This is a genomic window from Kitasatospora aureofaciens, assembly GCF_001188955.3.
GTDB classification, from domain to species: Bacteria; Actinomycetota; Actinomycetes; order Streptomycetales; family Streptomycetaceae; genus Kitasatospora; species Kitasatospora aureofaciens.
This window is the reverse complement of sequence record NZ_JPRF03000034.1, coordinates 56,682-78,744: the sequence shown is the minus strand read 5'-3', so window position 1 is coordinate 78,744 and position 22,063 is coordinate 56,682. Positions and strand designations below refer to the sequence as shown.

General features: G+C 72.9%; 21 protein-coding genes. 19 read left to right on the top strand and 2 right to left on the bottom strand.

The genetic code is table 11. From position 1 onward, the window contains the following. Positions 1-2 precede the first annotated feature (2 nt). Genes HS99_RS23525 through HS99_RS23495 form a run of 7 tightly spaced genes read left to right on the top strand, consistent with a single transcriptional unit; the run spans position 3 to position 7,709 of the window. Entirely contained in the window at positions 3-1,028 is a 1,026-nt protein-coding gene (locus HS99_RS23525; protein ID WP_030283401.1) for an NAD-dependent epimerase/dehydratase family protein, read from the top strand. Then, positions 1,016-2,299 carry a DUF4910 domain-containing protein gene (locus HS99_RS23520; RefSeq protein WP_030283403.1) on the top strand — a complete coding sequence of 428 codons (1,284 nt, stop codon included), beginning with the start codon at positions 1,016-1,018 and terminating at the stop codon, positions 2,297-2,299. Before HS99_RS23525 ends, HS99_RS23520 begins: the two co-directional genes overlap by 13 nt. Positions 2,300-2,304: 5 nt before the next feature. After that, positions 2,305-3,621 (top strand): MATE family efflux transporter, encoded by a 1,317-nt coding sequence (locus tag HS99_RS23515; RefSeq protein WP_030283404.1) that lies wholly within the window; start codon positions 2,305-2,307, stop codon positions 3,619-3,621. Beyond that, positions 3,618-4,565 (top strand): glycosyltransferase family 2 protein, encoded by a 948-nt coding sequence (locus HS99_RS23510; RefSeq protein ID WP_030283405.1) that lies wholly within the window; start codon positions 3,618-3,620, stop codon positions 4,563-4,565. Before HS99_RS23515 ends, HS99_RS23510 begins: the two co-directional genes overlap by 4 nt. Next, positions 4,562-5,827 (top strand): polysaccharide pyruvyl transferase family protein, encoded by a 1,266-nt coding sequence (locus tag HS99_RS23505; RefSeq protein ID WP_046385704.1) that lies wholly within the window; start codon positions 4,562-4,564, stop codon positions 5,825-5,827. The genes HS99_RS23510 and HS99_RS23505 overlap by 4 nt, the downstream gene beginning before the upstream one ends. Beyond that, positions 5,824-6,375, top strand: coding sequence for a dTDP-4-dehydrorhamnose 3,5-epimerase family protein (locus HS99_RS23500; protein WP_030283407.1), 552 nt, complete (start codon positions 5,824-5,826; stop codon positions 6,373-6,375). The genes HS99_RS23505 and HS99_RS23500 overlap by 4 nt, the downstream gene beginning before the upstream one ends. Positions 6,376-6,383: 8 nt before the next feature. Beyond that, complete coding sequence (locus HS99_RS23495) at positions 6,384-7,709, top strand: glutamate-1-semialdehyde 2,1-aminomutase (RefSeq protein ID WP_030283408.1); 1,326 nt, start codon at positions 6,384-6,386, stop codon at positions 7,707-7,709. 22 nt (positions 7,710-7,731) lie between these two features. Here HS99_RS23495 and HS99_RS23490 read toward each other — a convergent pair whose 3' ends face one another. Both HS99_RS23490 and HS99_RS23485 read right to left on the bottom strand, forming a co-directional pair. Next, positions 7,732-8,430 carry a phosphatase PAP2 family protein gene (locus HS99_RS23490; protein ID WP_030553501.1) on the bottom strand — a complete coding sequence of 233 codons (699 nt, stop codon included), beginning with the start codon at positions 8,428-8,430 and terminating at the stop codon, positions 7,732-7,734. A gap of 246 nt (positions 8,431-8,676) precedes the next feature. After that, positions 8,677-9,639, bottom strand: a complete 963-nt coding sequence (locus HS99_RS23485) for a helix-turn-helix domain-containing protein (RefSeq protein ID WP_046385539.1) — start codon at positions 9,637-9,639, stop codon at positions 8,677-8,679. A 206-nt stretch (positions 9,640-9,845) separates the two neighbouring features. On the opposite strand from HS99_RS23485, the gene HS99_RS23480 reads away from it, so the two are divergent. From HS99_RS23480 to HS99_RS23425, 12 genes are all read left to right on the top strand, one after another. Continuing rightward, positions 9,846-10,043: a hypothetical protein gene (locus tag HS99_RS23480; RefSeq protein ID WP_030598029.1), complete on the top strand. Its 198-nt coding sequence runs from the start codon at positions 9,846-9,848 to the stop codon at positions 10,041-10,043. Between the two features lie 102 nt (positions 10,044-10,145). Continuing rightward, positions 10,146-12,644, top strand: a complete 2,499-nt coding sequence (locus tag HS99_RS23475) for a dCTP deaminase domain-containing protein (RefSeq protein WP_030283412.1) — start codon at positions 10,146-10,148, stop codon at positions 12,642-12,644. A 1-nt stretch (position 12,645) separates the two neighbouring features. Beyond that, a complete protein-coding gene (locus HS99_RS23470) occupies positions 12,646-13,896 on the top strand; it encodes a hypothetical protein (protein ID WP_030283413.1) in 1,251 nt (416 codons plus the stop codon). Then, complete coding sequence (locus HS99_RS23465; RefSeq protein ID WP_030283414.1) at positions 13,896-14,678, top strand: HAD-IA family hydrolase; 783 nt, start codon at positions 13,896-13,898, stop codon at positions 14,676-14,678. The genes HS99_RS23470 and HS99_RS23465 overlap by 1 nt, the downstream gene beginning before the upstream one ends. Continuing rightward, a complete protein-coding gene (locus HS99_RS45155; protein ID WP_046385537.1) occupies positions 14,675-16,336 on the top strand; it encodes an alkaline phosphatase family protein in 1,662 nt (553 codons plus the stop codon). The genes HS99_RS23465 and HS99_RS45155 overlap by 4 nt, the downstream gene beginning before the upstream one ends. Positions 16,337-16,359: 23 nt before the next feature. After that, positions 16,360-17,469, top strand: a complete 1,110-nt coding sequence (locus HS99_RS45150) for a DUF6001 family protein (protein ID WP_030283417.1) — start codon at positions 16,360-16,362, stop codon at positions 17,467-17,469. After that, on the top strand, positions 17,466-18,038 hold the full coding sequence (locus tag HS99_RS23450; protein ID WP_030553496.1) for a DUF6031 family protein: 573 nt from the start codon (positions 17,466-17,468) through the stop codon (positions 18,036-18,038). Before HS99_RS45150 ends, HS99_RS23450 begins: the two co-directional genes overlap by 4 nt. Positions 18,039-18,048: 10 nt before the next feature. After that, a complete protein-coding gene (locus tag HS99_RS23445; RefSeq protein WP_223885888.1) occupies positions 18,049-18,516 on the top strand; it encodes a type II toxin-antitoxin system RatA family toxin in 468 nt (155 codons plus the stop codon). Further along, positions 18,513-19,598, top strand: coding sequence for a hypothetical protein (locus HS99_RS23440; protein WP_030553494.1), 1,086 nt, complete (start codon positions 18,513-18,515; stop codon positions 19,596-19,598). Before HS99_RS23445 ends, HS99_RS23440 begins: the two co-directional genes overlap by 4 nt. Beyond that, positions 19,595-20,158 carry a hypothetical protein gene (locus tag HS99_RS23435; protein WP_030283426.1) on the top strand — a complete coding sequence of 188 codons (564 nt, stop codon included), beginning with the start codon at positions 19,595-19,597 and terminating at the stop codon, positions 20,156-20,158. Before HS99_RS23440 ends, HS99_RS23435 begins: the two co-directional genes overlap by 4 nt. Continuing rightward, a complete protein-coding gene (locus HS99_RS23430; protein ID WP_030283427.1) occupies positions 20,155-20,685 on the top strand; it encodes a dCTP deaminase in 531 nt (176 codons plus the stop codon). Before HS99_RS23435 ends, HS99_RS23430 begins: the two co-directional genes overlap by 4 nt. Then, entirely contained in the window at positions 20,672-22,024 is a 1,353-nt protein-coding gene (locus tag HS99_RS23425; protein ID WP_030553492.1) for a cation:proton antiporter, read from the top strand. Before HS99_RS23430 ends, HS99_RS23425 begins: the two co-directional genes overlap by 14 nt. The last annotated feature ends 39 nt before the right edge of the window (positions 22,025-22,063 follow it).

Below are 22,063 nucleotides of genomic sequence, written 5' to 3'. Positions count from 1 at the left end.
CCTTGCGCGTACTGCTGACCGGACACCAGGGCTACCTGGGCACCGTGATGGCCCCCGTCCTCGCCGGGGCCGGGCACGAGGTCGTCGGACTGGACTCCGGCCTGTTCGCGGACTGCGTCCTCGGCCCCACCCCCGCCGACCCGCCCGGGCGCCGGGTGGACCTGCGCGACGTCACCGCCGAGGACGTGGCCGGGGTCGACGCCGTGATCCACCTGGCCGCGCTCTCCAACGACCCGCTGGGCTCGCTGGCCCCGGACCTCACCTACGACATCAACCACCACGCCTCGGTGAAGCTCGCCGAACTGGCCCGCGAGGCCGGGGTGAAGCGCTTCCTGTACGCCTCCACCTGCTCGGTGTACGGCGCCGCCGGCGGCGACGAACTGGTCGGCGAGGACGCGCCGTTGCGCCCGGTGACGCCGTACGCGGAGTCCAAGGTGCGCGTCGAGGACGACCTGCACGACCTGGCCGACGGCGACTTCACCCCCGTGTACATGCGCAACGCCACCGCCTTCGGCTACTCACCCCGGTTGCGCGCCGACATCGTGCTGAACAACCTGGTGGGCCACGCCCTGCTCTCCGGCGAGGTGCTGGTGCTCTCCGACGGCACCCCCTGGCGACCGCTGGTGCACGCCGCCGACATCGCCCGGGCCTTCGCGGCGGCGCTGGTCGCGCCCCGCGAGGCGGTGCACGACCGGGCGTTCAACATCGGCAGCGAGACGAACAACGTCACGGTGGCCGAGATCGCCGAGCAGGTCGCCGAGGCGGTGGAGGGCTCGAAGGTGCGGATCACCGGGGAGTCCGGCGCCGACCCCCGCTCGTACCGGGTGGACTTCTCCCGCTTCCGGGCCGCCGTCCCCGGCTTCGACTGCGAGTGGACGGTCAAGCGGGGAGCCCTCGAACTCGCCGACGCCTACCGGAAGTTCGCCCTGACCAAGGAGGACTTCGAAGGCCGCTACACCCGGCTGGCCGTGCTGCGCCGGGCCGCCGAGGCAGGCACCGTCGACGGCACCCTGCGGTGGCGCCGGTGACCACCGTCGGCGAGGAGATGCACGCGCTGGTGGAGCGGCTCTACCCGCTCTGCCGGAGCATCACCGGCGACGGCGTGCGCGCCACCCTGGAGATCGTCGGCGAGTACCTTCCGTTGCGGGTGCACGAGGTGCCGACCGGGACGCAGGTGCTCGACTGGACGGTGCCGCAGGAGTGGAACATCCGGGATGCGTACATCGCCGACGCCACCGGCCGCCGGGTCGTCGACTTCGCCGCGTCCAGCCTGCACGTGGTCGGCTACAGCGTGCCGGTGGCGGCCACCGTGCCGCTGGCCGAACTGCGCCGGCACCTCCACACCCTGCCGGACCACCCGAGCTGGGTGCCGTACCGGACCAGCTACTACACGGCCGACTGGGGGTTCTGCCTGGCCCAGGACACCCTGGACGCGCTGCCGGACGGCGACTACGAGGTGCGCATCGACTCCACGCTCGCGGACGGCCACCTCACCTACGCCGAGCACGTCGTCCCCGGGCAGGTCGCCGACGAGGTGATCGTCTCCTGCCACGTCTGCCACCCGTCGCTGGCCAACGACAACCTGGCGGGCATCGCCGTGGCGACCTTCCTGGCAAGGGAGTTGGCGCAGCGCACGCCGTACCACACCTACCGCTTCCTGTTCGCCCCCGGCACCATCGGGGCGATCACCTGGCTGGCCCGCAACGCCGAGCGGGTGGAACGGGTCAAGCACGGCCTGGTGCTGGCCTGCGCCGGGGACCGGGGGCAGCTGACGTACAAGCAGAGCCGGCGCGGCGACGCGGAGATCGACCGGGTGCTGCGGCACGTCCTGGCCGCCTCGGGACGCCCCCACCGCATCACCGAGTTCACCCCGTACGGCTACGACGAGCGGCAGTTCTGCTCGCCCGGCTTCGACCTCGGCGTCGGCTCGCTCAGCCGCACCCCGTACGCCGGGTACCCCGAGTACCACACCTCGGCGGACAACCCGGACTTCGTGCGGCCGGAGGCGATGGCGGACACCCTCGCCGTCTGCCGCGAGGCCTTCTCCCTGCTCGACCGCAACCGCAGCTACCTCAACCTCAGCCCGTACGGCGAACCGCAGTTGGGCCGGCGCGGGCTGTACGACTCGCTCGGCGGGCGCAGCGACGCCAAGGAGGCGCAGATGGCCATGCTGTGGGTGCTCAGCCTCTCCGACGGCCGGCACAGCCTGCTGGACGTCGCCGAGCGCTCCGGGCTGCCCTTCGACACCGTCGCCGTCGCGGCCGACGCCCTCCGGGGCGCCGGGCTGATCAAGGCCTGACGCCGATGACCACCGAGGGCGTGGAGGCACCGGCGCCGGCCGCCGGGCCCGCGCCGGCGCCGGCCCGGCGCAGCGCCGCGCGGGCCGTCGTCGGCCGGCTGTCCTGGGGGCTGGCCGACCAGGCGGCCTCCAGCATGACCAACTTCGCGGTGGGCATCTACGTGGCCCGCGAGCTGGGAGTGAGCGCCTTCGGCGTGTTCAGCCTGGCCTGGCTGACCTACGGCGTGGTGCTCAACGTCGCCCGAGGGCTGGCCACCGACCCGCTCGTGGTGCGCTTCAGCGGCGTGCCGGACGCGCCCTGGCGGGCGGCCGCGGCCCGGGCGACCGGGGCCGCGCTCGCCGTCGGGGCCACCCTGGGCGGGGTGTGCCTGCTGGTCGGGCTCGGCCTCGGCGGCCGGGTCGGGCCCGCTTTCGCCTGCCTGGGCGTCGCGCTGCCCGCGCTGCTGCTCCAGGACGCCTGGCGGTTCGCGTTCTTCGCCGCCGGAAGCGGGAAGAAGGCCTTCAGCAACGACCTGGTGCAGGGCGTCGTTCTCGTCCCCGCCATGGTGCTGGCGGCCCGGGTGGGCACCGTGGCCGCCTTCCTGCTCGCCTGGGGCGCCTCCGCCGCGGTCGCCGCCGGGTACGGCTGCCTCCAGTCCGGTCTGCGGCCCCGGGTGGCCCGGGCCCGCGGCTGGCTGCGCGAGCAGCGCGACCTCGGCAGCCGGTACCTGGTCGAGAACGTCAGCCTCAGCGGCGCGGGCCAGCTGCGGGCGTACGGGCTCGGCGCGATCGCCGGGGTCGGCGCGGTGGGCGCGGTCCGGGGCGCCGAGCTCCTGCTCGGCCCGTTCCTCGCCCTGCTGATGGGACTGTCGCTGGTCACCGTCGCCGAGGCGGCCCGGGTACTGCGGCGGTCACCGAACCGGCTCGGCCGGTTCTGCCTCCTGCTCGGCGGCGGACAGGCCGCCGCCGCGCTGCTGTGGGGCGCGGCGCTGCTGCTGATGCCGGACCGGGCGGGCGAACTCGTCCTCGGCGACGTCTGGCACTCCGCCTCCCAGCTCATCGTCCCGGCCACCCTCGGCGTGGCCGGCGCCGGCCTCGGCAGCGGCGCGGCGGCCGGGCTGCGCGCCCTCGCCGCGGCCCGGCGCAGCCTGCGCTGCCAACTGTTCGCCTCCGCCTGCTACCTCGGCGGCGGGCTCGGCGGGGCGGCCGCGGCCGGCACCGTCGGCTCCGCCTGGGGCGTCGCCGCCGCGACCGCCTGCGGCTCGGCCCTGTGGTGGCTGCAACTGCGGACCGCCCTGCGCGAACGCCACCACGAACCCATCCCCGAAGTGAGGACACCGTGACCGCCGTTCCCCGGCTGAGCATCGGCCTGCCCGTGTACAACGGAGAGGAGTACCTCGCCGAGTCGCTGGAGGCCCTGCTCGGCCAGACCTACGAGGACTTCGAGCTGGTCGTCTCCGACAACGCCTCGACCGACTCGACCCGGGACATCTGCCGCCGCTACGCCGCCCGGGACTCGCGCATCCGCTACCTCCGACTGCCCCGGAACATCGGCGCCGCGCCCAACCACAACCACGTCTTCACCCAGTGCCGCGGCGAGCTGTTCAAGTGGGCCTCGCACGACGACCTCTACGCCCGCGACCTGCTGCTGCGCTGCGTGGAGGCGCTGGACGAGCGCCCGGAGATCATCCTCGCCCACTCCGGCCAGGCCGTCATCGACGAGAACGGCCGGGTCAAGGTCCCCTACGAGTACGGGCTCGCCACCGACTCGCCGTACGCGCCGGAGCGCTTCCGCAGCCTGCTGTTCGAGCCCGGGGGAGACGACTTCTACGGCGTGATGCGGGCCGACGTGCTGCGCCGGGTGAAGCCGCACGACAGCTACCACCACGCGGACCGCACCTTCGTCGCAGAGATCACCCTGCACGGGCCCTTCCACCAGGTGCCGGAGCTGCTGTACTTCCGCCGCGACCACCCCACCCGCGCCGAGCGGGCGAACCCCTCCAAGCGCTCCCGGTGCGTCAACCTGGACCCGCGCCGGGCCGGTCCGCTGCACCCGACGCCCCGCCTGCTCGCCGAGTACGTCTGGGGCTTCGCCTCGGCGATCCGGCGGGCGCCGCTCTCCCCGGACGACCGGCGCGCCTGCCGCCGCCACCTGGCCACCTGGATGACCAGCCGGCTGCGGCCGGGCGCGGGCGAGCGGGTCGAGGACCGCGCCCCGGCCGATCCGGCCCGGCTCACGGTCTCCGTCGACGCCCTGGTGGCCGGACGCGAGGGGCGGCGGACATGAGGCGAACGAGGCAACCGGCGCGAACGAGGCAAACCCCCGTGCGGGTCGGGCTGTTCGGCCTGCTCGGCTCCGGCAACCTCGGCAACGACGGGTCGCTGGAGGCCGTGCTCGGCTACCTGCGCGCCGAGCACCCCGAGGCGGCCGTGGACGCGCTGTGCGGCGGACCCGAGGTCGTCGCGGCCCGGTACCGGATCCCCGCCACCCGGCTGAACTGGTACCGCGGCGAGTACCGGACCGCCTCGCGGGCGGGCGCGATCGCGGCGAAGGGCCTGGGCAAACTCGTCGACCCCGTCCGCACCGCCGCCTGGGTGCGCCGGCACGACGTGGTGATCGTGCCGGGCATGGGCGTCCTGGAGGCCACGCTGCCGCTGCGGCCCTGGGGCTTCCCGTACGCGCTGTTCCTGCTCTGCGCCTCCGGCCGGCTGTTCGGCACCCGGGTGGCGCTGGTCGGTGTCGGCGCCGCCGCGATCGCCGACCGGCCGACCCGGGCCCTGGTGCGCTGGTCGGCGCGGTTGGCCGCCTACCGGTCCTACCGGGACGCGCTGTCCCGCGACGCCGTGCGGGCGATGGGCGTGGACACCGCACGGGACGCGGTCCACCCGGACCTCGCCTTCGCCCTGCCGACGCCGCCGGGCACCGCCTCCCCGGGCCCGCCGGGTTCCCCGGGCCCGGTCTGCGTCGGCGTCATGGACTTCCACGGCGGCAACGACGACCGCGCGCGGGCCGAGCGGATCCACCGGCGCTACCTCGACGGCACGACCCGCTTCGTGCGTGCGCTGGTCGAGGACGGGCGGCCGGTCCGGCTGCTCACCGGCGACGGGGTCGACGCGCGCGTGGTCGCCGCGATCCTCGACGCGGTGGACTCGCCGCTGGCCTCCGCCGTCGAGGCGACCTCACTGGCCGACCTGACGGCGGAGACGGCCGCCGCCGACACCGTGGTGGCCACCCGCTACCACAATCTGGTCTGCGCCCTGAAGGCCGGCACACCGACCCTCGCCCTGAGCTACGCGGCGAAGAGCGACGCCCTCATGGAGCGGATGGGGCTGGGCGCGTACTGCCACCCCGCGCGCGAGGTCGACCCCGACCGGCTGCTCGAGCAGTTCCGGGAGCTGGAGAAACGGTCCGCGGAGCTGCGGCAGACCCTCGAGGAGCGGAACCGGACGGCAAGTCGGCAGCTCGAGCAGCAGTTCACCGCCCTGACCACCGCCCTCTTCCCGAGGACCGACACCTCGAGGGCCGACACTCCGAGGGAGACGCCGTGAAGGTGACCGGAGTTCCGGCGATCGCCGGCGCGTACCTGTTCGAACCGACGCCGTACGCCGACGAGCGCGGCTTCTTCTGCCGCACCTTCGACGCCGACGTGCTCCGCTCGGTGGGCCTCGACCCGAACGCCTTCGTCCAGCACAGCCTGTCCCGCTCGGTCCGGGGCGTGCTGCGCGGCCTGCACCTGCGCTCCGGCGCCGGCGAGGCCAAGCTGGTGCGCTGCTCGTACGGGCGGGTCTTCGACGTCGTGGTGGACCTGCGGCCGGACTCGCCGACCTACCGCGGCCGGGCCTTCTTCGAACTGTCCGGCGACACCCAGGCGAGCGTGTACGTCCCGGCGGGTTGCGCCCACGGCTTCCAGGCGCTGACCGGGACGGCCGACGTCTCCTACCGGATCGACCGCCCGCACGACCCGGCCGAGGACGTGACGATCGCCTTCGACGACCCCGAACTCGCCATCCCCTGGCCGCTGCCGGCCACATCGATGTCCGAGCGGGACCGGAAGGCACCGAGCCTCGCCGAAGCCCTGAGCCAAGAGGAGAGGTGAGGTCCGGCGTGGACGCCGAAGAGTTCTCCCTGCCCCGGTCGCGGTCCGCGAACGAGAGGCTGCACGCCCTCGTCCCCGGCGGCGCCCACACCTACGCCAAGGGCGACGACCAGTACCCCGACGGCCTGGCCCCGGTCATCAGCCACGGCCGCGGCGCCCACGTCTGGGACGTCGACGGCAACCGCTACGTCGAGTACGGCTCCGGCCTGCGCTCGGTCAGCCTCGGCCACGCCCACCCTCGCGTCCTGGAGGCGGTGCGGCGGGAACTCGACCGCGGCAGCAACTTCGTCCGGCCGTCCGTCGTGGAGGTCGAGGCCGCGGAACACTTCCTGGCCACGGTGCCGACCGCCGAGATGGTGAAGTTCGCGAAGAACGGCTCCGACGTCACCACCGCCGCCGTGCGGCTCGCGCGCGCCGTCACCGGCCGCCGGCTGGTGGCCGTCTGCGGGGACCAGCCGTTCTTCTCCGTCGACGACTGGTTCATCGGCACCACGCCGATGTCCGCCGGGATCCCGGCCGCGACCACCGAACTCACCGTGGCCTTCCCCTACGGGGACCTGGCCGCCACCGAGGAACTGCTCACCCGGTACCGGGGCGAGGTCGCCTGCCTGGTCCTCGAACCCGCCGGCCACACCGAGCCGCCGCCCGGATACCTCGCCGGCCTGCGCGAACTGGCCGACCGGCACGGCTGCGTCCTGGTCTTCGACGAGATGATCACCGGCTTCCGCTGGTCCGAGGCCGGCGCCCAGGGCCTGTACGGAGTCGCCCCCGACCTCTCCACCTTCGGCAAGGCGCTGGGCAACGGCTTCGCCGTCTCCGCGCTGGCCGGGCGCCGCGACCTGATGGAGCGGGGCGGGCTTCGCGGGGTCGGCGACCGGGTGTTCCTGCTGTCCACCACACACGGCGCGGAGACCCACTCGCTGGCCGCCGCGATGGCTGTCCAGACCACCTACGTCGAGGAGGGCGTCACCGCGCGACTGCACGCCCTCGGGGAGCGGCTGGCGGCCGGTGTCCGCGAGGCCGCCGCCGCCACGGGCGTCGGCGACCACGTCGTGGTCCGGGGCAGGGCCAGCAACCTGGTGTACGCCACCCTCGACGAGCGGCGACAGCCGTCGCAGCCATACCGCACCCTGTTCCTGCGACAGCTCCTGGCGGGCGGGGTGCTGGCCCCGTCGTTCGTGGTGAGCAGCGCACTCGACGAGGCCGACATCGACCACACCGTCGACGTGGTGGCGGGGGCGTGCGCCGTGTACCGGAAGGCCCTGGACGCCGGTGACCCCACCCCTTGGCTGGGCGGGCGGCCGGTGAAACCGGTGTTCCGCCGCCTGGCGTGACGCGGCCTCGGGGAGCGGCGTGTCAGCGACCCGGCTGTCGACCGGCGTCGGCCCTTCGACGGGCCCGCCGGTCGGCCGTCCGGTCCACCAGCCAGGCGGTCACCGGTACCAGCGCCAGGGCGGTGCACCAGCCGGCGAGGGCGTCGGTGGGGTAGTGGGCGCCGAGGGCGACCTGCGCCCAGCCCATGGCGGCACCGGCCACCAGCGCCGCGGCCAGCCCGAACCCGTACCGGCTGGGGTGGCCGTCCTGGCCGGGGCGGCCGGTCGCGAGCAGTGCCACCGTGAGGGCGAGCGAGGTGGCGAAGGCGGTGTGCCCGCTCGGGTACGACAGGTTCTCGCCGTGGATCGTGCGCCCCACCAGGTGCTTGAGCAGCGTCGCCGCCCCCACCGTCGCGCCGACCGCGGCAACCGTGAACACCGCCGCGCGAGGGCGCCGGAGCAGCAGACAGCCCGTCATGACGGCCATGACCAGCGCCGTGGCCCCCACCGGTTCCCCCAGGGAGTCCAGGAGCAGTGCGACGGACCGCCACGGCGGCCGCACCCCCTCCACCGCGGCCCCGACCCGCGCGTCCGCCCTCCCCGGCCCGCCCTCACCGGCGTACCGGACCCCGAGCAGGGCGACCACCGACGCGGCGGACCCCGCAACCGGTCCGAGCCACCCGCGCAGCGCCGGGGGTAGTACGGCGGTCCCCGGCGTCGGTGGAAGGGTTGTCTGCGTCATGCCTCAACGTACCTTGTCGCCAAGCGAGTTGGAGGAACTCCCTGGAACCGTGAGTGCGGGCGTCCGACGCCGGGGTGCGTGATGTGGTTCGTCCTGCTCGCCGGGCGGCGCGCTCGGCCTGAGTGCCCCGCCCTTCGCCGACGTCGGCCTCGGCGTCTGAGGGCGTGGCGGAGCCGGGGGCCGGATCACCGGTCGTCGTCGCGGGACCAGGAGACGAACGGACGTCCGCGCGGAGGGACCGGCACGTCACCTCTCGCCGGTGTCGGCCCGCGCGTCGGTGTTGAGCAGCTGTGACATGGCGAGCGCGTAGCCCGCCTGGAAGCGGCTCTGTGCCTTCAGGTCCGTCATCAGGTCGGCGATGTGGCGGCGGCAGGTCCGTACGGACATGCCCAGGCGCAGCGCGATGGACGAGTCCGTCATGCCCTCGGTGAGCATCCGGACGATCGCCTCGCGCAGGTTGCTCTCGATCTCGGCGTGCGAGCTCGACTCCGCCGTGAAGGGCTGGGCGATCAGCCACAGGCGCTGGCAGGTGTCCACGATGAACGCGACCATGCTCGGTTCCCGCACGATGGCGGCGGCGTTCGGGTTGCCGGGCACCGCGATGACGGCGGTCTTCCGGTCGAAGACCAGCATCCTGGTGAAACGGTCGTCCAGCGTGCGTACCTGGCCGCCGAGCCGACTGATCCTCTCGACGTAGACATTGGTGCCCGGGCTGAACCGTGCGGTGTGCTGGTACAGCACGCGCATCCGGATGCCCCGGCGCAGGATCGCCTCGTCGCGGGGCGCGGCCTCCTCGAGGATGTCGGCCGCACGGGCGCCGCCCGGCTGCGCCGTGAACACCTCGTCCTCGCAGCCGGCCGCGAGTTCCTCGATCGCGGTCAGGGCCGCGGGGAGGCTCTCGATCACCTCGAACGGTCCGGGTGACTGGTGATTGCTCAGGCTCGCCTCGAAGACGGGCAGGAAGGACATCAGCTGGCCGCGCCTGCGCTCGATCAGGGAGCGTCGCGCGCGCATCTCGCGCTCGAGGGGGCTGACGCGCCGGGCGACGGCCTCGTCCGGGGAGATCGCGACCAGGCCTCCGCGCGGGTCGTGGGCGAGCAGGCCCATGGCGAGCAGTTGTTCCGCGAGTTCCTCGGCCTCCTCGGCCGAACCCCCGTAGACGGTGGCGAAGTCGGCAACCCGGGCAACGGGATCCTTGCGTGAGAGCACATATCCATACAGCTGATGGAGGAGCTGCGAGTCGACCGCACGTCTATCCATATGCCGGAATTACCCCGTTTCGAACCGGTCTGCACGCCGCGGAACTTGTTGCCATGCAGCAAGGTGCACGGTCAGCGCGCCGTATCTTAATGCGGGCTCGTGGCAAGGTGATCAACACCCCACCCCTTGTGACGCAAGGGGTTCCTCATGACTGGATGACGAACAGCATGCGAAACCTCAGTGCGGGCGAGCTCGCCCGGCGCTTCGTCGGACGAATCGCCCTCGGATTCTCGGGCCTCGCACTCATCGCGGGCGCGATCATGGTCGCCCTTCCCGGCGATACCGGCTGGGGCGGCCTGCCGGTGGCCTCGTCGGTGACAACTGCGCAGGTCACGGCGGACGACCGATCCTAGGCAGCCGCCCAGGCGGACCACCGCGCCGGGCGAGCCGTACGGCCGAAGGACCTCCCCGCACACGTAGTGCCCCCCACATCGGGAGCGACTGGATGGATAACGATGATTCTCACGGGTAACGAGATAGCGCGCGAGCGAGCGAACGGCCGCATCACCATCGAGCCGTTCACACCTGAGCAGGTCAACCCGAACAGCTACAACTTCCGGCTCGGAAAGACCCTGCGGGTCTACCAGACGATGCCGCTGGACGCCCGGCAGACCAATGAGTTCGAGGAGATCGAGATCCCGGAGGAGGGATACGTACTCGAACCGGGGAGACTCTACCTGGCCCACACCATCGAGGTGCTCGGCAGCGAGCACTACGCGCCCACCTTCGCGGCGCGCTCCTCGGTGGCCCGACTGGGCCTGTTCATCAACCTCTCCGCGAGCCTGGGCGACATCGGCTACACGGGGCAGTGGACCCTGCAGCTCTACTCGATGAACCGGGTCCGGGTGTACAGCGGCATCAACATCGGTCAGATGATGTGGTGGCGCCCCCAGGGTGACATCGTCCTCTACGACGGCAAGTACCAGGGCTCCGTAGGCCCGCGGTCGAGCGACATCCACGTCGACTTCGACAAGCAGTTCGCCCGTCAGCGCTTCCCCGGACTCGGCGCCAGCGTCGAAGTCGCCGAGGTGGGCCCCAAGTTCGCGCAGCTCGCCCGTTCCAGCCACGCCTTCCGGGTGCCGACCGCCTTCGTGGTGCCGGCCGGGGAGTTCGTGGACTCGCTCACCGACGAGCACCGGGCCGACCTCGCCGAGGCGTTCAGCGACCTCAAGGCGACGGTGGGCGCGTTCTTCACCGACACCGTCGAGCGGATCCAGAAGACCGGCGCGCAGATCCGGCTCGGCGACGACGCCCGCAAGCTGCTCCGGGCCCGCCTCAACGAGGTGTTCAAGGACGCCGACGTGGAGCTCGCGGTCCGCTCCTCCGGACTCGACGAGGACACCGAGGGCTCCAGCCAGGCCGGCGTGCACCAGTCGATCCTGGGTGTGCGCGGCGCGGACGAGGCGATCGCGGCCGTCGAGCAGTGCTGGCGCTCCTACTACGAGGCCCCCGCCGTCGCCGCCCGCATCCGGGCCGGCGACTTCGACCCGGCGCCGCGGCTGGCCGTCATCGTCCAGCGCCTGGTGCGTCCGCGCCTCGCCGGCGTGGCGTTCACCGGGCTGGACGGCGCCGAGGACCAGCGGGTGAGCATCGAGTACGTCGAGGGGCTCGCCGACGAGCTGGTGGCCGGTGTCGCCGTGCCGCAGCGCACCGACTCGGCCGAGCTCGCGGACGCCGACGCCTCCCACCCGGCCGGTGACCAGGAGGCCCTGGCCCAGGTGGTCGAGCTGGCGCGGGCGCTGCGGGAGCAGCAGGGAGGGGACGTCGACGTCGAGTGGGCGGTGGACGACGAGGGCCTGCACCTCATCCAGGTCCGCCCGCTGACGGCCGTCCGCGAGCAGTCGCGCGTCTCGTCGGAGCCGGTGGCCGAGTCCTACCGGCTGTACTTCGACGAGCTGCCCGCCTCGTTCCACCTGGCCGAGGTCGCGGCCGTCTACGGCGGTTACACGGCCAAGCGCGGACCGGCCCACCGGATGGCGCACTCCGTCGGGGTGTCCGTGGGCGCCGGCTGGGTGCTCCAGTTCAACGGCCGGGGCCTGCACGACGAGGCCACCGCCGGCCGGCTCCGGGAGGAGCTGTCGGGCGGCTCGAACGAGTGCGTCCTGGACTTCGGTGACACCCTGCGTCAGATCGTCGTGCCCAAGGAGGAGGTGCTCGACCAGCTCGCGCTGACCACCGGTGCCACGGCCGACGGCACCCTCCTGCACGCCGTCGTGGTCCGGGACTTCATCCGCGGCAGCCTCGGCGTGATCTCCCGCCGGGCCGGCGACGGCCTCGTGGTCGAGTACACCGACGAGGGCCTGATGGCGCTCAACCGGGGGACCGCCGGCGGCGAGACGATCGTGGTCGGCGACATCTCCCTCGGCTTCGACGCGCCCGAGAACGTGTCGGCCGCGCCCAGCGGCGAGGCGCTGCTGGAGCACCTCGACGAGATCGCCCGGTTCACCACCGCGATGCACGACAAGTACGGTCCGGTGACCATCGAGTGGGTCCTGGACGGGCCGGGCCTGTTCTTCGTCGACTACTCCGTGCTCGACGGTGACGACACGGTCGTGGTGGCCCACGGCGAGGTGTCCATCTCGCCCGGCACCGCGCAGGGTCCGCTGCTGCGCCTGGACGACGACGAGCTGCTGCGCCGCCTGTCCATCGGGCCCGCGGTGAGCATCAACAAGTCGCAGGACGTGAGCGAGCACGACGGCCTCGCCCGCATCCTGGACGCCGTCAAGGCCTTCGACCAGAAGCCGATCGTCGTCGCCTCGCGCCCGTACGCGGTGCTCTCGGTGCTGATCGAGCACGTGTCCGGCTTCGTCTTCGACCAGGGCTCGGCCCTCGGCCACCTGGCGATCCTCCTGCGCGAGGCGGGAGTTCCGGCGGTGGCGGCGGCGGGTGTCACCGGCACCGAAGCAGTGATCAGCAATGGAACTGTCGCGACCACCGGTCACAAGGGAGAATGACGTGAGCAGCACGACCCCCGGCACCGCCGACGCGGCGGGCCGCCCGCAGGCCGCCTGGCTCGTCCTCGGCGGACTGCACCTGCTGAACGGGACCGCCCCGCTCGCCGACGCCGACCCCGTCGTCCTGGTGCCGCTCGACCGGCCCTTCGAGCAGACCTTCCCCGGCAACACCGTGGTCGTCGACTGGGCCGCGCTGGGCACCGTCCGGCTGGAGGCCCGCGACGTGGCGGGCACCCGGACGCACGGCGCCGTCGCGCAGGGCGCCGGCCTGTTCCCCGACATGCTCCCCGGCGCGGAACTCCGCGCGGCGGTGGCCGCGGTGAGCGACGCGGCGAACGGGCCGCTGGTGCCGCTCTTCTACGTGAGCAGTGACGGGACGTCCGCCCACGTCCACAGCCAGATCCGCTTCCTGGCCGAGGACGCCTGCTTCATCCGGATCACCGAGGAGCCCGTCCCGGCCGCCGGGATCGAGGAGCTGGGCTGGCTCCCGCAGGCGCTCGCCCGCCACGCCGAGCAGTTCCTCTTCCTCAACAACCACCAGCGCTACTACCGCAAGTGCTTCCCCGGCAAGGAGCTGGAGTACAAGTACACGCTCACGCCGCCGGTGGACGCCTGGACGTTCACCCTGGAGCTGTACCGCGACGTCAAGGGTGGCGCGCTGCCCGGCTACCTGATGGAGTACCGGGACGAGTACCAGGCCTGGGACTACCTCAACCACCTCTTCGAGGTGACCGGCCCCACCGAGGACGAGCGCGGCTACGCCTCCTTCATCCCCACGACCGACGGCAAGCACCTGCTCAAGCGGAAGTGGTACGCGGAGGACGCCTTCGAGCGGCGGGAGACCCACACCTACGGTCTCTCGCTGGCCGACGACGGCGGCTTCGAGCGGTACGTCACGGAGGAGCTCAAGGTCGAGGCCGTCCGGCTGCCGTCCTTCCGCAGGGTGCGCTACGACATCAACTTCGAGTCCGCGCGCACCGGGCACGTGTACGGGATCTTCTTCGACCACTGCAGCCTGGTCGACGCCCGGGACGTCACCCTCAACCAGTGTGAGCTGGAGTACCTGCGCAGCCGCACCGCGGTGGAGCCCGACGAGGCGGACGTCTCGAAGGAGATGGCGGAGATCGCCACCTGGCTGGAGTCCTTCCTGCGGGAGCGCGGGCTGAACAGCGAGCGGGGCTTCTACTCCAAGCGCACCTTCCTCAAGGACGCCGTCGCCGCCCGCCCCGAGCTGGCCAGGCCGGTGGTCTGATGCCGGAGGCAGCGATCCGTGCCGTCCTGCTCGACCTGGAGGGCACGCTCTACGCACAGGGCAAGGCCGTCGAGGGCGCGGCCGCGGCCGTCCAGGCGCTGCGGGAGTCGGGGCTGGCGCTCCGGTTCCTGACCAACACCGACTCCAAGCCCGCAGCCCGGATCCATGACGAGCTCGTGGACTACGGACTGCCGGTCCGCCGGGAGGAGCTGTTCACCCCGGTCGTCGCGGCGCAGCAGCTCCTCGCCGCGCCCGGCACCCGGGTGTACCCGCTCGTCTCCCGCGCGCTGCTCGGGGAGCTGCCGAACCTCGTGGCCGAACCGCCGTACACCCACGCACTGATCGGCGACTGCCGTGACGTCCTGGACTACCGGGCACTGGACGAGGCGTTCCGCGCGGTGCGTGGCGGGGCCGAGCTGGTGGCGCTGCAGCGCGGCCGCTACTTCAAGCGGGCGGACGGCGACCACCTGGACACCGGTGCGCTGGTGGCGGCGGTGGAGTACTCCGCCGGCACCACCGCCCGGATCCTGGGCAAGCCCGCCGCGGACTTCTTCGAGCTGGCCGCCCGGTCGCTCGGGTTGCCGCCGAGCGCCTGCGTGGTGGTCGGCGACGACGCCGGCACCGACATCGCCGGCGGCGAGGCGGCGGGGCTGACCACCGTGCAGGTGCGCACCGGCAAGTACGCGGACCAGCTGGCCGAGGGCCTGACCGGCCGGGCCGGGTACGAGTGCGACTCCGTCGCCGACCTCCCGGCGCTGCTGACGGAGCTGAGGTCACGATGACGGTCTACTGGGTCGTCTGGGACGCGGCCGCCCACTGGGTGGTCGACCGCCTCGAACGGGAGGGCGCGCTGCCCGCCGTCACCCGGATGCGGGCGCGCGGCACCGTCGCGGCGGCGCGTCCCGCCCACCCCAACTGCCAGACGCCGCCCTCGCTGGCCACCCTGTTCACCGGCGCCTGGCCGAGTGAGCACGGCGTCACCGGCTACACCGTGCCCGGGGCCGGCGACGGGGTCGCCGAACACGTCAGCGGCTTCGACCCGCGCTTCCCGGCCGTCCCGACGGTCTGGGAGACGGCCTGGGAACGCGACCGGCGCAGCGCCTTCGTCCACGCGCCCTGGGTGTTCGACGAGGCCGGCGCGGTCGGACCGTACGTCGACGGGGCCGTCGAGGCGTACAGCCGGCGCCTGACCCGGCACGCCTTCCTGGAGCTCGCTCCCGGGCCGGCGGTGCAGGCCTGGCAGATCGCCGAGTCCTGGGTGGACGTGGAGACCGGCGCGACCGGTGACGTCGTGCGGGTGCGGGCCGCGGGCGCCGAACTGGTGCTCACCCCGGGTGGCGGCTGGCAGCCGCTGCTCCTCGACGACGCGGGCCACGCCACCTGGGTGGCCTGCGTCCGGGGGGCGTGCGGCCCGCTGCTCGTCCACACCGGTGTCTGGGAGCCGCGGACGGGCGGCCGCAACGGTCCGCTCGTCCAACGGCTGCGGCAGTGCCCGCCGTTCGCGGGCGAGGGGGTCGGCCCGCTCTACCGGGCCGGCGTCTTCGGGCCCCGCCTGGCCGAGGGCGGGGACGGCTCCGCGGAGGACGTGTTCCTCTCCTCGGTGGGCTGCGTCACCCGGGCGTTCGGTGCGGCCACCGAGGCGGTGCTCCAGGAGCACACGGCCGACCTGGTGGTCGTCTACCTGCCGATGACCGACGACGTGGGCCACGAACTGCTGGGCTGGTGCGACGAGAAGAGCGCGGCGCACCGGCCGGACATCGCCGACCGCGCCTGGTCGTACCTCAGGGCCTGCTACCAGGACGCCGATGCGCTCCTGGGACGGGTGCTTGACCGGGCCCGGGCCGAGGACACGGTGGTCCTCGGTGCGGACCACGGCATGGTCGGCTGCACCCACCTGGTCCATGTGAACGACCAGTTGGTGCGGGCCGGGCTCGCCGCCCCGGCCACCGCCGGCGCGCTGGACGTCGAACACTCCGAGGTGATCTACCACCCGGCGAACAACGGCTCGCTGTGGGCCACCGGCCCGGCCGACCCGGGGCGGGCCGGCGAGGCCATGGCCCGGGCCATGGCGGCGCTGCGCACCCTGACCGACCCGGAGAACGGGCGGCCGGTGGTGCGCGGGTTCCTGGACGACCGCGGGCGGCCGCTGGCCGGGGACGCCGTGCCGCCGCCGGTGGTGTTCCTCGTCCTGGACGACGACTACCAGCCGACGGCACCGCTGTCGGCCGACGGCGTGACCGTGCGCCGCCAGCCCAAGAGCGGCGCCCACGTGGTCTATACCGGCGACAGCCGGCTGCACGCCGTCCACGCCGCGATCGGTCCCCGGATCCCGCACGGCACGGCACCGGTGGCCGTGGACAACACGCTGCCCGCCCAGTTGGTCCTGCGGGAGCTGGGCGTGGAGCAGCCGAAGGCCGCCGAGCCGGCCGCCCTCTCCTGACCGAAGGAAGGAAATCGACCCTGATGGGTGCACCACCCGGCTTTCCCCATGCCCTGTCGCCCGACGACCTGGCGGCGCGCCGCCACGGACACGTGTCGGCGTTCCTCTCCGGACGCGGTCTCGACCCCGACTGGCTGTCCGCGCTGATGCGGGAGCGGGTCGGCGAGGGCCTGCTGCTGCTGACCAGCTCCCCCGTGCACGGGCTGGCCAACGCCACCAGCGACCTGGACTTCATCCGCATCCAGCGCGACCCGATCGAGGGGCCGCGCATTTCGACCAAGATCTTCGAGGACGGCCACCACCTCGAGGTGGTCTCCTTCAGCGAGGCCGAACTCGCCTCGAACTTCGCGGAGTTGCGGCGCCTCGCGGGCCTCGCGCCGGAGGCGGCGGTGGCCGGGTTCCGCGGCTGGGACAAGCAGCGCGAGCCGCGCCGCAAGCAGACCGAGCGGATCGTCAACGGCATCGCCCTCGACGGCACCGCCCCGTTCCTCGACGAACTCCCCGGGCTCGCCACGGTCTGGTCGAGGGCGTCCCTTCAGGTCGCGCTGGAGCAGGTGGCGCACACCGCGCTCGCCGAGGCGGCCGGCGAGAGCCGCGGGCGCGTCGGCTACGCGTACAACGTCCTGCTGCACGTGATGGACGCGCTGCTCTCGCACCACGGCGACGTCTACACCACCAGGAAGTGGTACGCGCTGCGCTGGAGCAGGCTGGTGGCGGACGGCACCTGGCGGAGCGACCGGGTGGCGGCGGTGGCCGCCGACCTGGAGCGGCTCCGCAAGGAGATCGCCGGCACCCTGGCGCCGTCGGCGGCCGCCCAGCCGCTCGCGGCGGCCTACACCCAGCTCGCCCTGGACACCGTACGGGCCACCGGCACCGCCGAGGCCGTCACCGTGCGCGTGGAGGTCACCGGCACCCTGCGCCCGTTCCTGCCCGGCGCCTCACTCCTCGTCGCGCCCGGCGGAAGCGTCGTCCTGCCCGGACTCACCGGGGACCTCCCGCTCACCGTCGACCCGGTCGCGCTCACCGACCTGGGGCGGCTCGACGCCCAGGACGCCGCCACCCTGCTGCGCGCGCTGCGCTCCGGCGCCGCCCGGCTCGACATCGGCTACCGCAACGAGGAGGTACCGGCATGACCACGGACCAGCAGCAGGGCGCCGCGACCGGCGTCGCCGAACGGCTCGTCCCGTTCCCCGCGGTCCGCGGCGGGCACGCCATGCCCGGCCCCCAGGCCGTGGAGGCCTGGGTCCAGGCCGCGTGGCTGATGCTCGCCGAGGGGCGCGCCTACCTGGAGGACCTGGAGGGCGGCTCCGAGCAGCCGCAGATGCAGCAGGCCGCCAAGCTCCGGTTCCTCGAACAGCTCCTGGACATCGACCAGCGGCTGGCCGGCCGAGCCCCGGTCGACGACGCGCACTGTCTGGCGATGGCGCTGGAGTACGGCATGCACGAGGTCGTGCAGGCGTCCGGACCCGACCTGATCGAGGTGTTCGCCCTGGACGAGGAGTTCGGCGGGGACAGCTGCCGGGTCGACCGGATCCAGGTCCTCTGGGAGCGGCTGCTGGAGGCCTTCCCCGGTGAACTGCCGGACCGCCTGGTCGCGGAGGGGCAGCGGGACATGCTCCGGACCCTGCGCGTCTGGGCCCGGCTGGCCCGGGCGGCGGGCCTCGACATCGGCTTCCTCGCCCCCTTCATGAAGGCCGCTTAGCAAGAGAGGTGTGATCAAGTTGCCCGAGATCCATGCGACGGCCGTGGTGCCCGGTCGCACTCCGGAAGAGCTGTGGGCGGTCGTCAAGGACAGCCCCGCCTTCGCGCCCCGTGCCCCGCACGTGATCGGCGTCCGGGTCCTCGACTCCGGGAACCGGGAGAGCCGCTCGACCGAGTGGACCGTGCTGCTGAACGGCAGCGAGGTGACGTGGGTCCAGAACGAGAGCACCCGGCCCGGCCTGCGGCTGTGCTTCGAGCAGACCGCCGGGGACCTGGAGCGGCTGGCCGGCGAGTGGAGCGTCGTCGAGAACTCCGCCGGTGCCCAGGTCGGCCTCAGCGTCTCCTTCGAGCTCGGCATCGACGGCCTCGCCCCACTGCTCAACCCGATCTGGGCCCAGTCCCTCCAGGCCCACGCCGAAGCACTGCTCCGGGTGGTCTCGACGACCGGACTGCCCGCCAACGGAAGTGACCAGACGTGATCCAGTACCTGAATTTCCTGCACACCACCGTACGGTTCGACCTCGCCGACGACGCGGCGGCCGCCTTCGCGCCGATCCAGCGGTTCTTCCGGCACCTGCTCGCCGACCAGGGCGCGCACGAGCCGACCTTCCGGATCGAGGTCCGCGGCTACGACCCGTCGGCCGACATCGCCCCCGAGGTCTGGACGCTGCCGCAGTCGGTGATCCGGCGCAGCAACGCCGCGGAGTTCAACTTCGACGCGCACATCGTCGACCGCGGCGGCCGCCGGCTGTACGTCAACCGCGCCACACTGCTCGACGCCCCGGTCGACGCGCGCAAGGACAACACCTTCCAGCTGCGCATCACCGAGGCCTCCACCGTCCAGGTGCTCGACTTCGTCCGGGACCTGGTGATCCGGCACGAGGAGGACAACGGCACCGTCGTGCTGCACGCCTCCGGCATCCAGCGGGGGGACGAGGCCGTGATCGTCGCCGGCCCCAAGGGCGCCGGCAAGACCACCACCCTGCTGTCCGCGCTGCGCCGCCCCGGCTGGTCCTACTTCACCGGCGACAAGCTGTTCTGCACGCTCGACGGCGGCCGGATCAGCGTGCACCCCTGGCGCGACTACCCGTATGTCGGAGTCGGTACGATCCGCGCCGACGCGCGGCTCGAACAGCTCGTCCGCGAGCAGGTCGACCCCGGGCTCGACGGCCACGAGCCGGGGCACAAGATCCTCATGGACCCGGACGTCTTCGAGTCCTGGCTCGGGGCCGAGTTCTCCGCCGAGCCCAGGCGGCTGGCCGCGATCCTGCTGCCCGAGGTCCGTCCCGGCGAGCCGCTCGCCGTCCGGCACCTGACGGACGACAACGAGCGCTGGGCCCACCTCAACAAGATCGTGGACCGCCAGGTGGACACCACCTTCTTCACCTGGCAGTCCCACCTGGTGCCCGACTACGCGCGCTTCTACCGGTCCCTCGCCGAACTCCGCACCGCGCTGGACCAGGTGGCCATGGTGCGGCTGACCGGCACGCTCGACATCGACCCGGACGCCGTTCTCGACCCGGCCACCGCCAACTCGCCCGCCCCCCAGGAGACCTCGTGACCGACAACCAGCCCCGCCCCTCGCTGCGCGTCTGCGTGATCGGTCTGGCCGGTGTCGGCAAGTCGACCTGCGCCGGCCTGATCGAGGAGTTCGCCCGGGACAAGGGCCTGACCTACGCCCGGGTCAAGCTCGCCGAGCCGCTCTACCACCTGCAGGAGCAGGTGTACCGCACGGCCGGCGCCGACCTGCGCGAGGACGCCCAGGACCAGGTCCTGATGGAGGCGCTCGCCGACGCCATGCGCCGCATCCGGCCCGAGTCGCTCGCCGACGACTTCACCCGCCGCCTCGCGCGGACCGACGCCGAGCTCGTCGTCAACGACGACCTGCGGGACCCGCACGTCGACGCTCCCGCCCTGCGGGCGCACGGTTTCCGCGTCCTGCGCGTCGTGTGCGACGAGGCCCTGCGCCAGAGCCGTCTCGACCAGCGCGACGACCCGACCCGGGCGGACCGTTCCACCCGGCAGATCGACCTGATCGAGCCGGACGCCGTCATCGACAACGGGGCGGGCCTCGACGCGTACCGCGCCGCCGTCCACGAGCTGCTGGGGAGCTGGCTGTGATCCTGAGCGGACCTGAGATCCACGCCGAGGTCATGGCGGGCCGGATCCACATCGACGACTACGACCCGGAGCGGATCGAGCCCAACAGCTACGGCTTCCGGCTCGCCGAGGACATCCTCTGGTACGAGCAGGACGTCATCGACTGCTTCGAGCCGCCGAAGGCCGAGCACGTGAAGATGGGCCCCGAGGGCATGGTCCTCGAACCCGGCCGCTTCTACCTCGGCGGGACCATGGAGGCCATGGGCAGCCCGAACTACGCGGCCACGCTCTACGCCTGCCGTTCGGCGTCCACCCTCGGCATCTGGATCCAGTTCTCGGCGCCCCTGGGGCACAGCGGGGCCGTCTTCCCCTGGACCCTGGAGATGAAGGTCGCCCACCCCGTGCGCGTCTACCCGGGCATGATGATCGGCAAGCTCGCCTTCTGGGCCATGCAGGGCGAGGCCGTGGGCTACCACGGCAAGTACACCGGCTCGCGCTCCGCCGTCGCCTCCCGCCTGAGCCTGGATCAGCACCATGGCGCAAACTGACCTGTTCAAGATCCTGTCCGCGCTGGTGCTGCTGCTCCTGGCGGCACACCTGACGGGCAGGCTCTTCAGACGTTTCCGGCAGCCGCCCGTCGTGGGGGAGATCCTCGGCGGGCTGCTGCTCGGCCCCACGGTCCTGGGGCAGCTGCTGCCCCAGGTCCAGCACTGGATCTTCCCCAAGCAGGGGCCGGTGGCGGTCTGCCTGGAACTCGTCTACCAGCTGGGCATGTTGCTGCTGATGTTCCTGGCCGGCGTCGAGATGCGGACGGTGTTCTCCCGCAAGGACGGCCGTACGGTCGGACTGATCGCCGTGGTGGGCATGGTGGTGCCGTTCGCGTTCGGCCTGGTGGCGACCTCCGTGCTCGACACCTCCGACCTGCTCGGCCCGGCGGGCAACCGGACGGCACTGACGCTGGTGCTCGCCTGCAGCATCGCGATCACCAGCATCCCGGTGATCTCACGGATCATGCTCGACCTGGGGATCGCCAGGACGCCGTTCGCCCGGATCGTGCTCTCCGTCGCGGTGCTGGAGGACATCGTCCTCAACGTGGTGATCTCGGTCGCCGTCGGCATCGTGGCCGGCAGCACCACGAACGGCTTCGGTCTCGCCTCGGAGCTCGGCATCGGCTCGGCGAACGCCTCGGCCGTCTACCACTCCCTGGCGTCCGTGGGCTTCCTCGCACTGGTCGCACTGGTCGGCCTGCTGCTGCGCCGCCGCCTGACGGCGTCCGGCGGCGGGCCGGTGGCCCCGCTGGCCGTCCGGGTCTCCGCCGTCCTCGCCTCGGCCGCCGCCTGCCTCTACCTGGGCGTGGCCCCGATGTACGGCGCCTTCGTCGTCGGACTGATCTCCGGCCTGACGGCGGGCGCCGCGGGTACGGCCTCGGGCCCGGCGGCGGACGAGGCGATCAAGGCCATCCGGAGCTTCGCGACCGGGTTCTTCGTCCCCGTCTACTTCGCCGTGGTCGGGCTGAAGCTCGACCTGATCCGCCAGTTCGACCCGGCGTTCTTCGTCGCCTTCCTCGCCGTGGCCTGCGTCGTCAAGGCCGTCAGCGTCTACGCCGGGGCCCGGCTGGCCAGGCGGCCGGCCGCCGACGCCGTCCACCTCGCGGTCGCGATGAACGCCCGCGGCGGCCCCGGCATCGTGCTCGCCACCGTCGCCCTCGACACGGGGATCGGCTCGCCGTCGGTGTTCACCTCGTTGGTGCTCACCGCGGTCGTCACCTCGCTCCTCGCGGGCTGGTGGCTCGAACGCGCCATCAACCAGGGAAGCCTGGACCGGGACGACGAGCTCCCACCGGCGCGGCTCCCGGACCGGCCGCTCAGCTCCACCGCCGGCCGCTAGCACCGGCCGCCCCGCCCTCCCCGCCCGACCACGGAGTCT

Bases quoted from the DNA above. Each gene is read 5' to 3' on its own strand.
- HS99_RS23515 (WP_030283404.1), top strand. From the start codon at position 2,305: ATGACCACCGAGGGCGTGGAGGCACCGGCGCCGGCCGCCGGGCCCGCG.
- HS99_RS23505 (WP_046385704.1), top strand. From the start codon at position 4,562: ATGAGGCGAACGAGGCAACCGGCGCGAACGAGGCAAACCCCCGTGCGG.
- HS99_RS23490 (WP_030553501.1), bottom strand. From the start codon at position 8,430: ATGACGCAGACAACCCTTCCACCGACGCCGGGGACCGCCGTACTACCC.
- HS99_RS23480 (WP_030598029.1), top strand. From the start codon at position 9,846: ATGACGAACAGCATGCGAAACCTCAGTGCGGGCGAGCTCGCCCGGCGC.
- HS99_RS23475 (WP_030283412.1), top strand. From the start codon at position 10,146: ATGATTCTCACGGGTAACGAGATAGCGCGCGAGCGAGCGAACGGCCGC.
- HS99_RS23465 (WP_030283414.1), top strand. From the start codon at position 13,896: ATGCCGGAGGCAGCGATCCGTGCCGTCCTGCTCGACCTGGAGGGCACG.
- HS99_RS45155 (WP_046385537.1), top strand. From the start codon at position 14,675: ATGACGGTCTACTGGGTCGTCTGGGACGCGGCCGCCCACTGGGTGGTC.
- HS99_RS45150 (WP_030283417.1), top strand. From the start codon at position 16,360: ATGGGTGCACCACCCGGCTTTCCCCATGCCCTGTCGCCCGACGACCTG.
- HS99_RS23450 (WP_030553496.1), top strand. From the start codon at position 17,466: ATGACCACGGACCAGCAGCAGGGCGCCGCGACCGGCGTCGCCGAACGG.
- HS99_RS23425 (WP_030553492.1), top strand. From the start codon at position 20,672: ATGGCGCAAACTGACCTGTTCAAGATCCTGTCCGCGCTGGTGCTGCTG.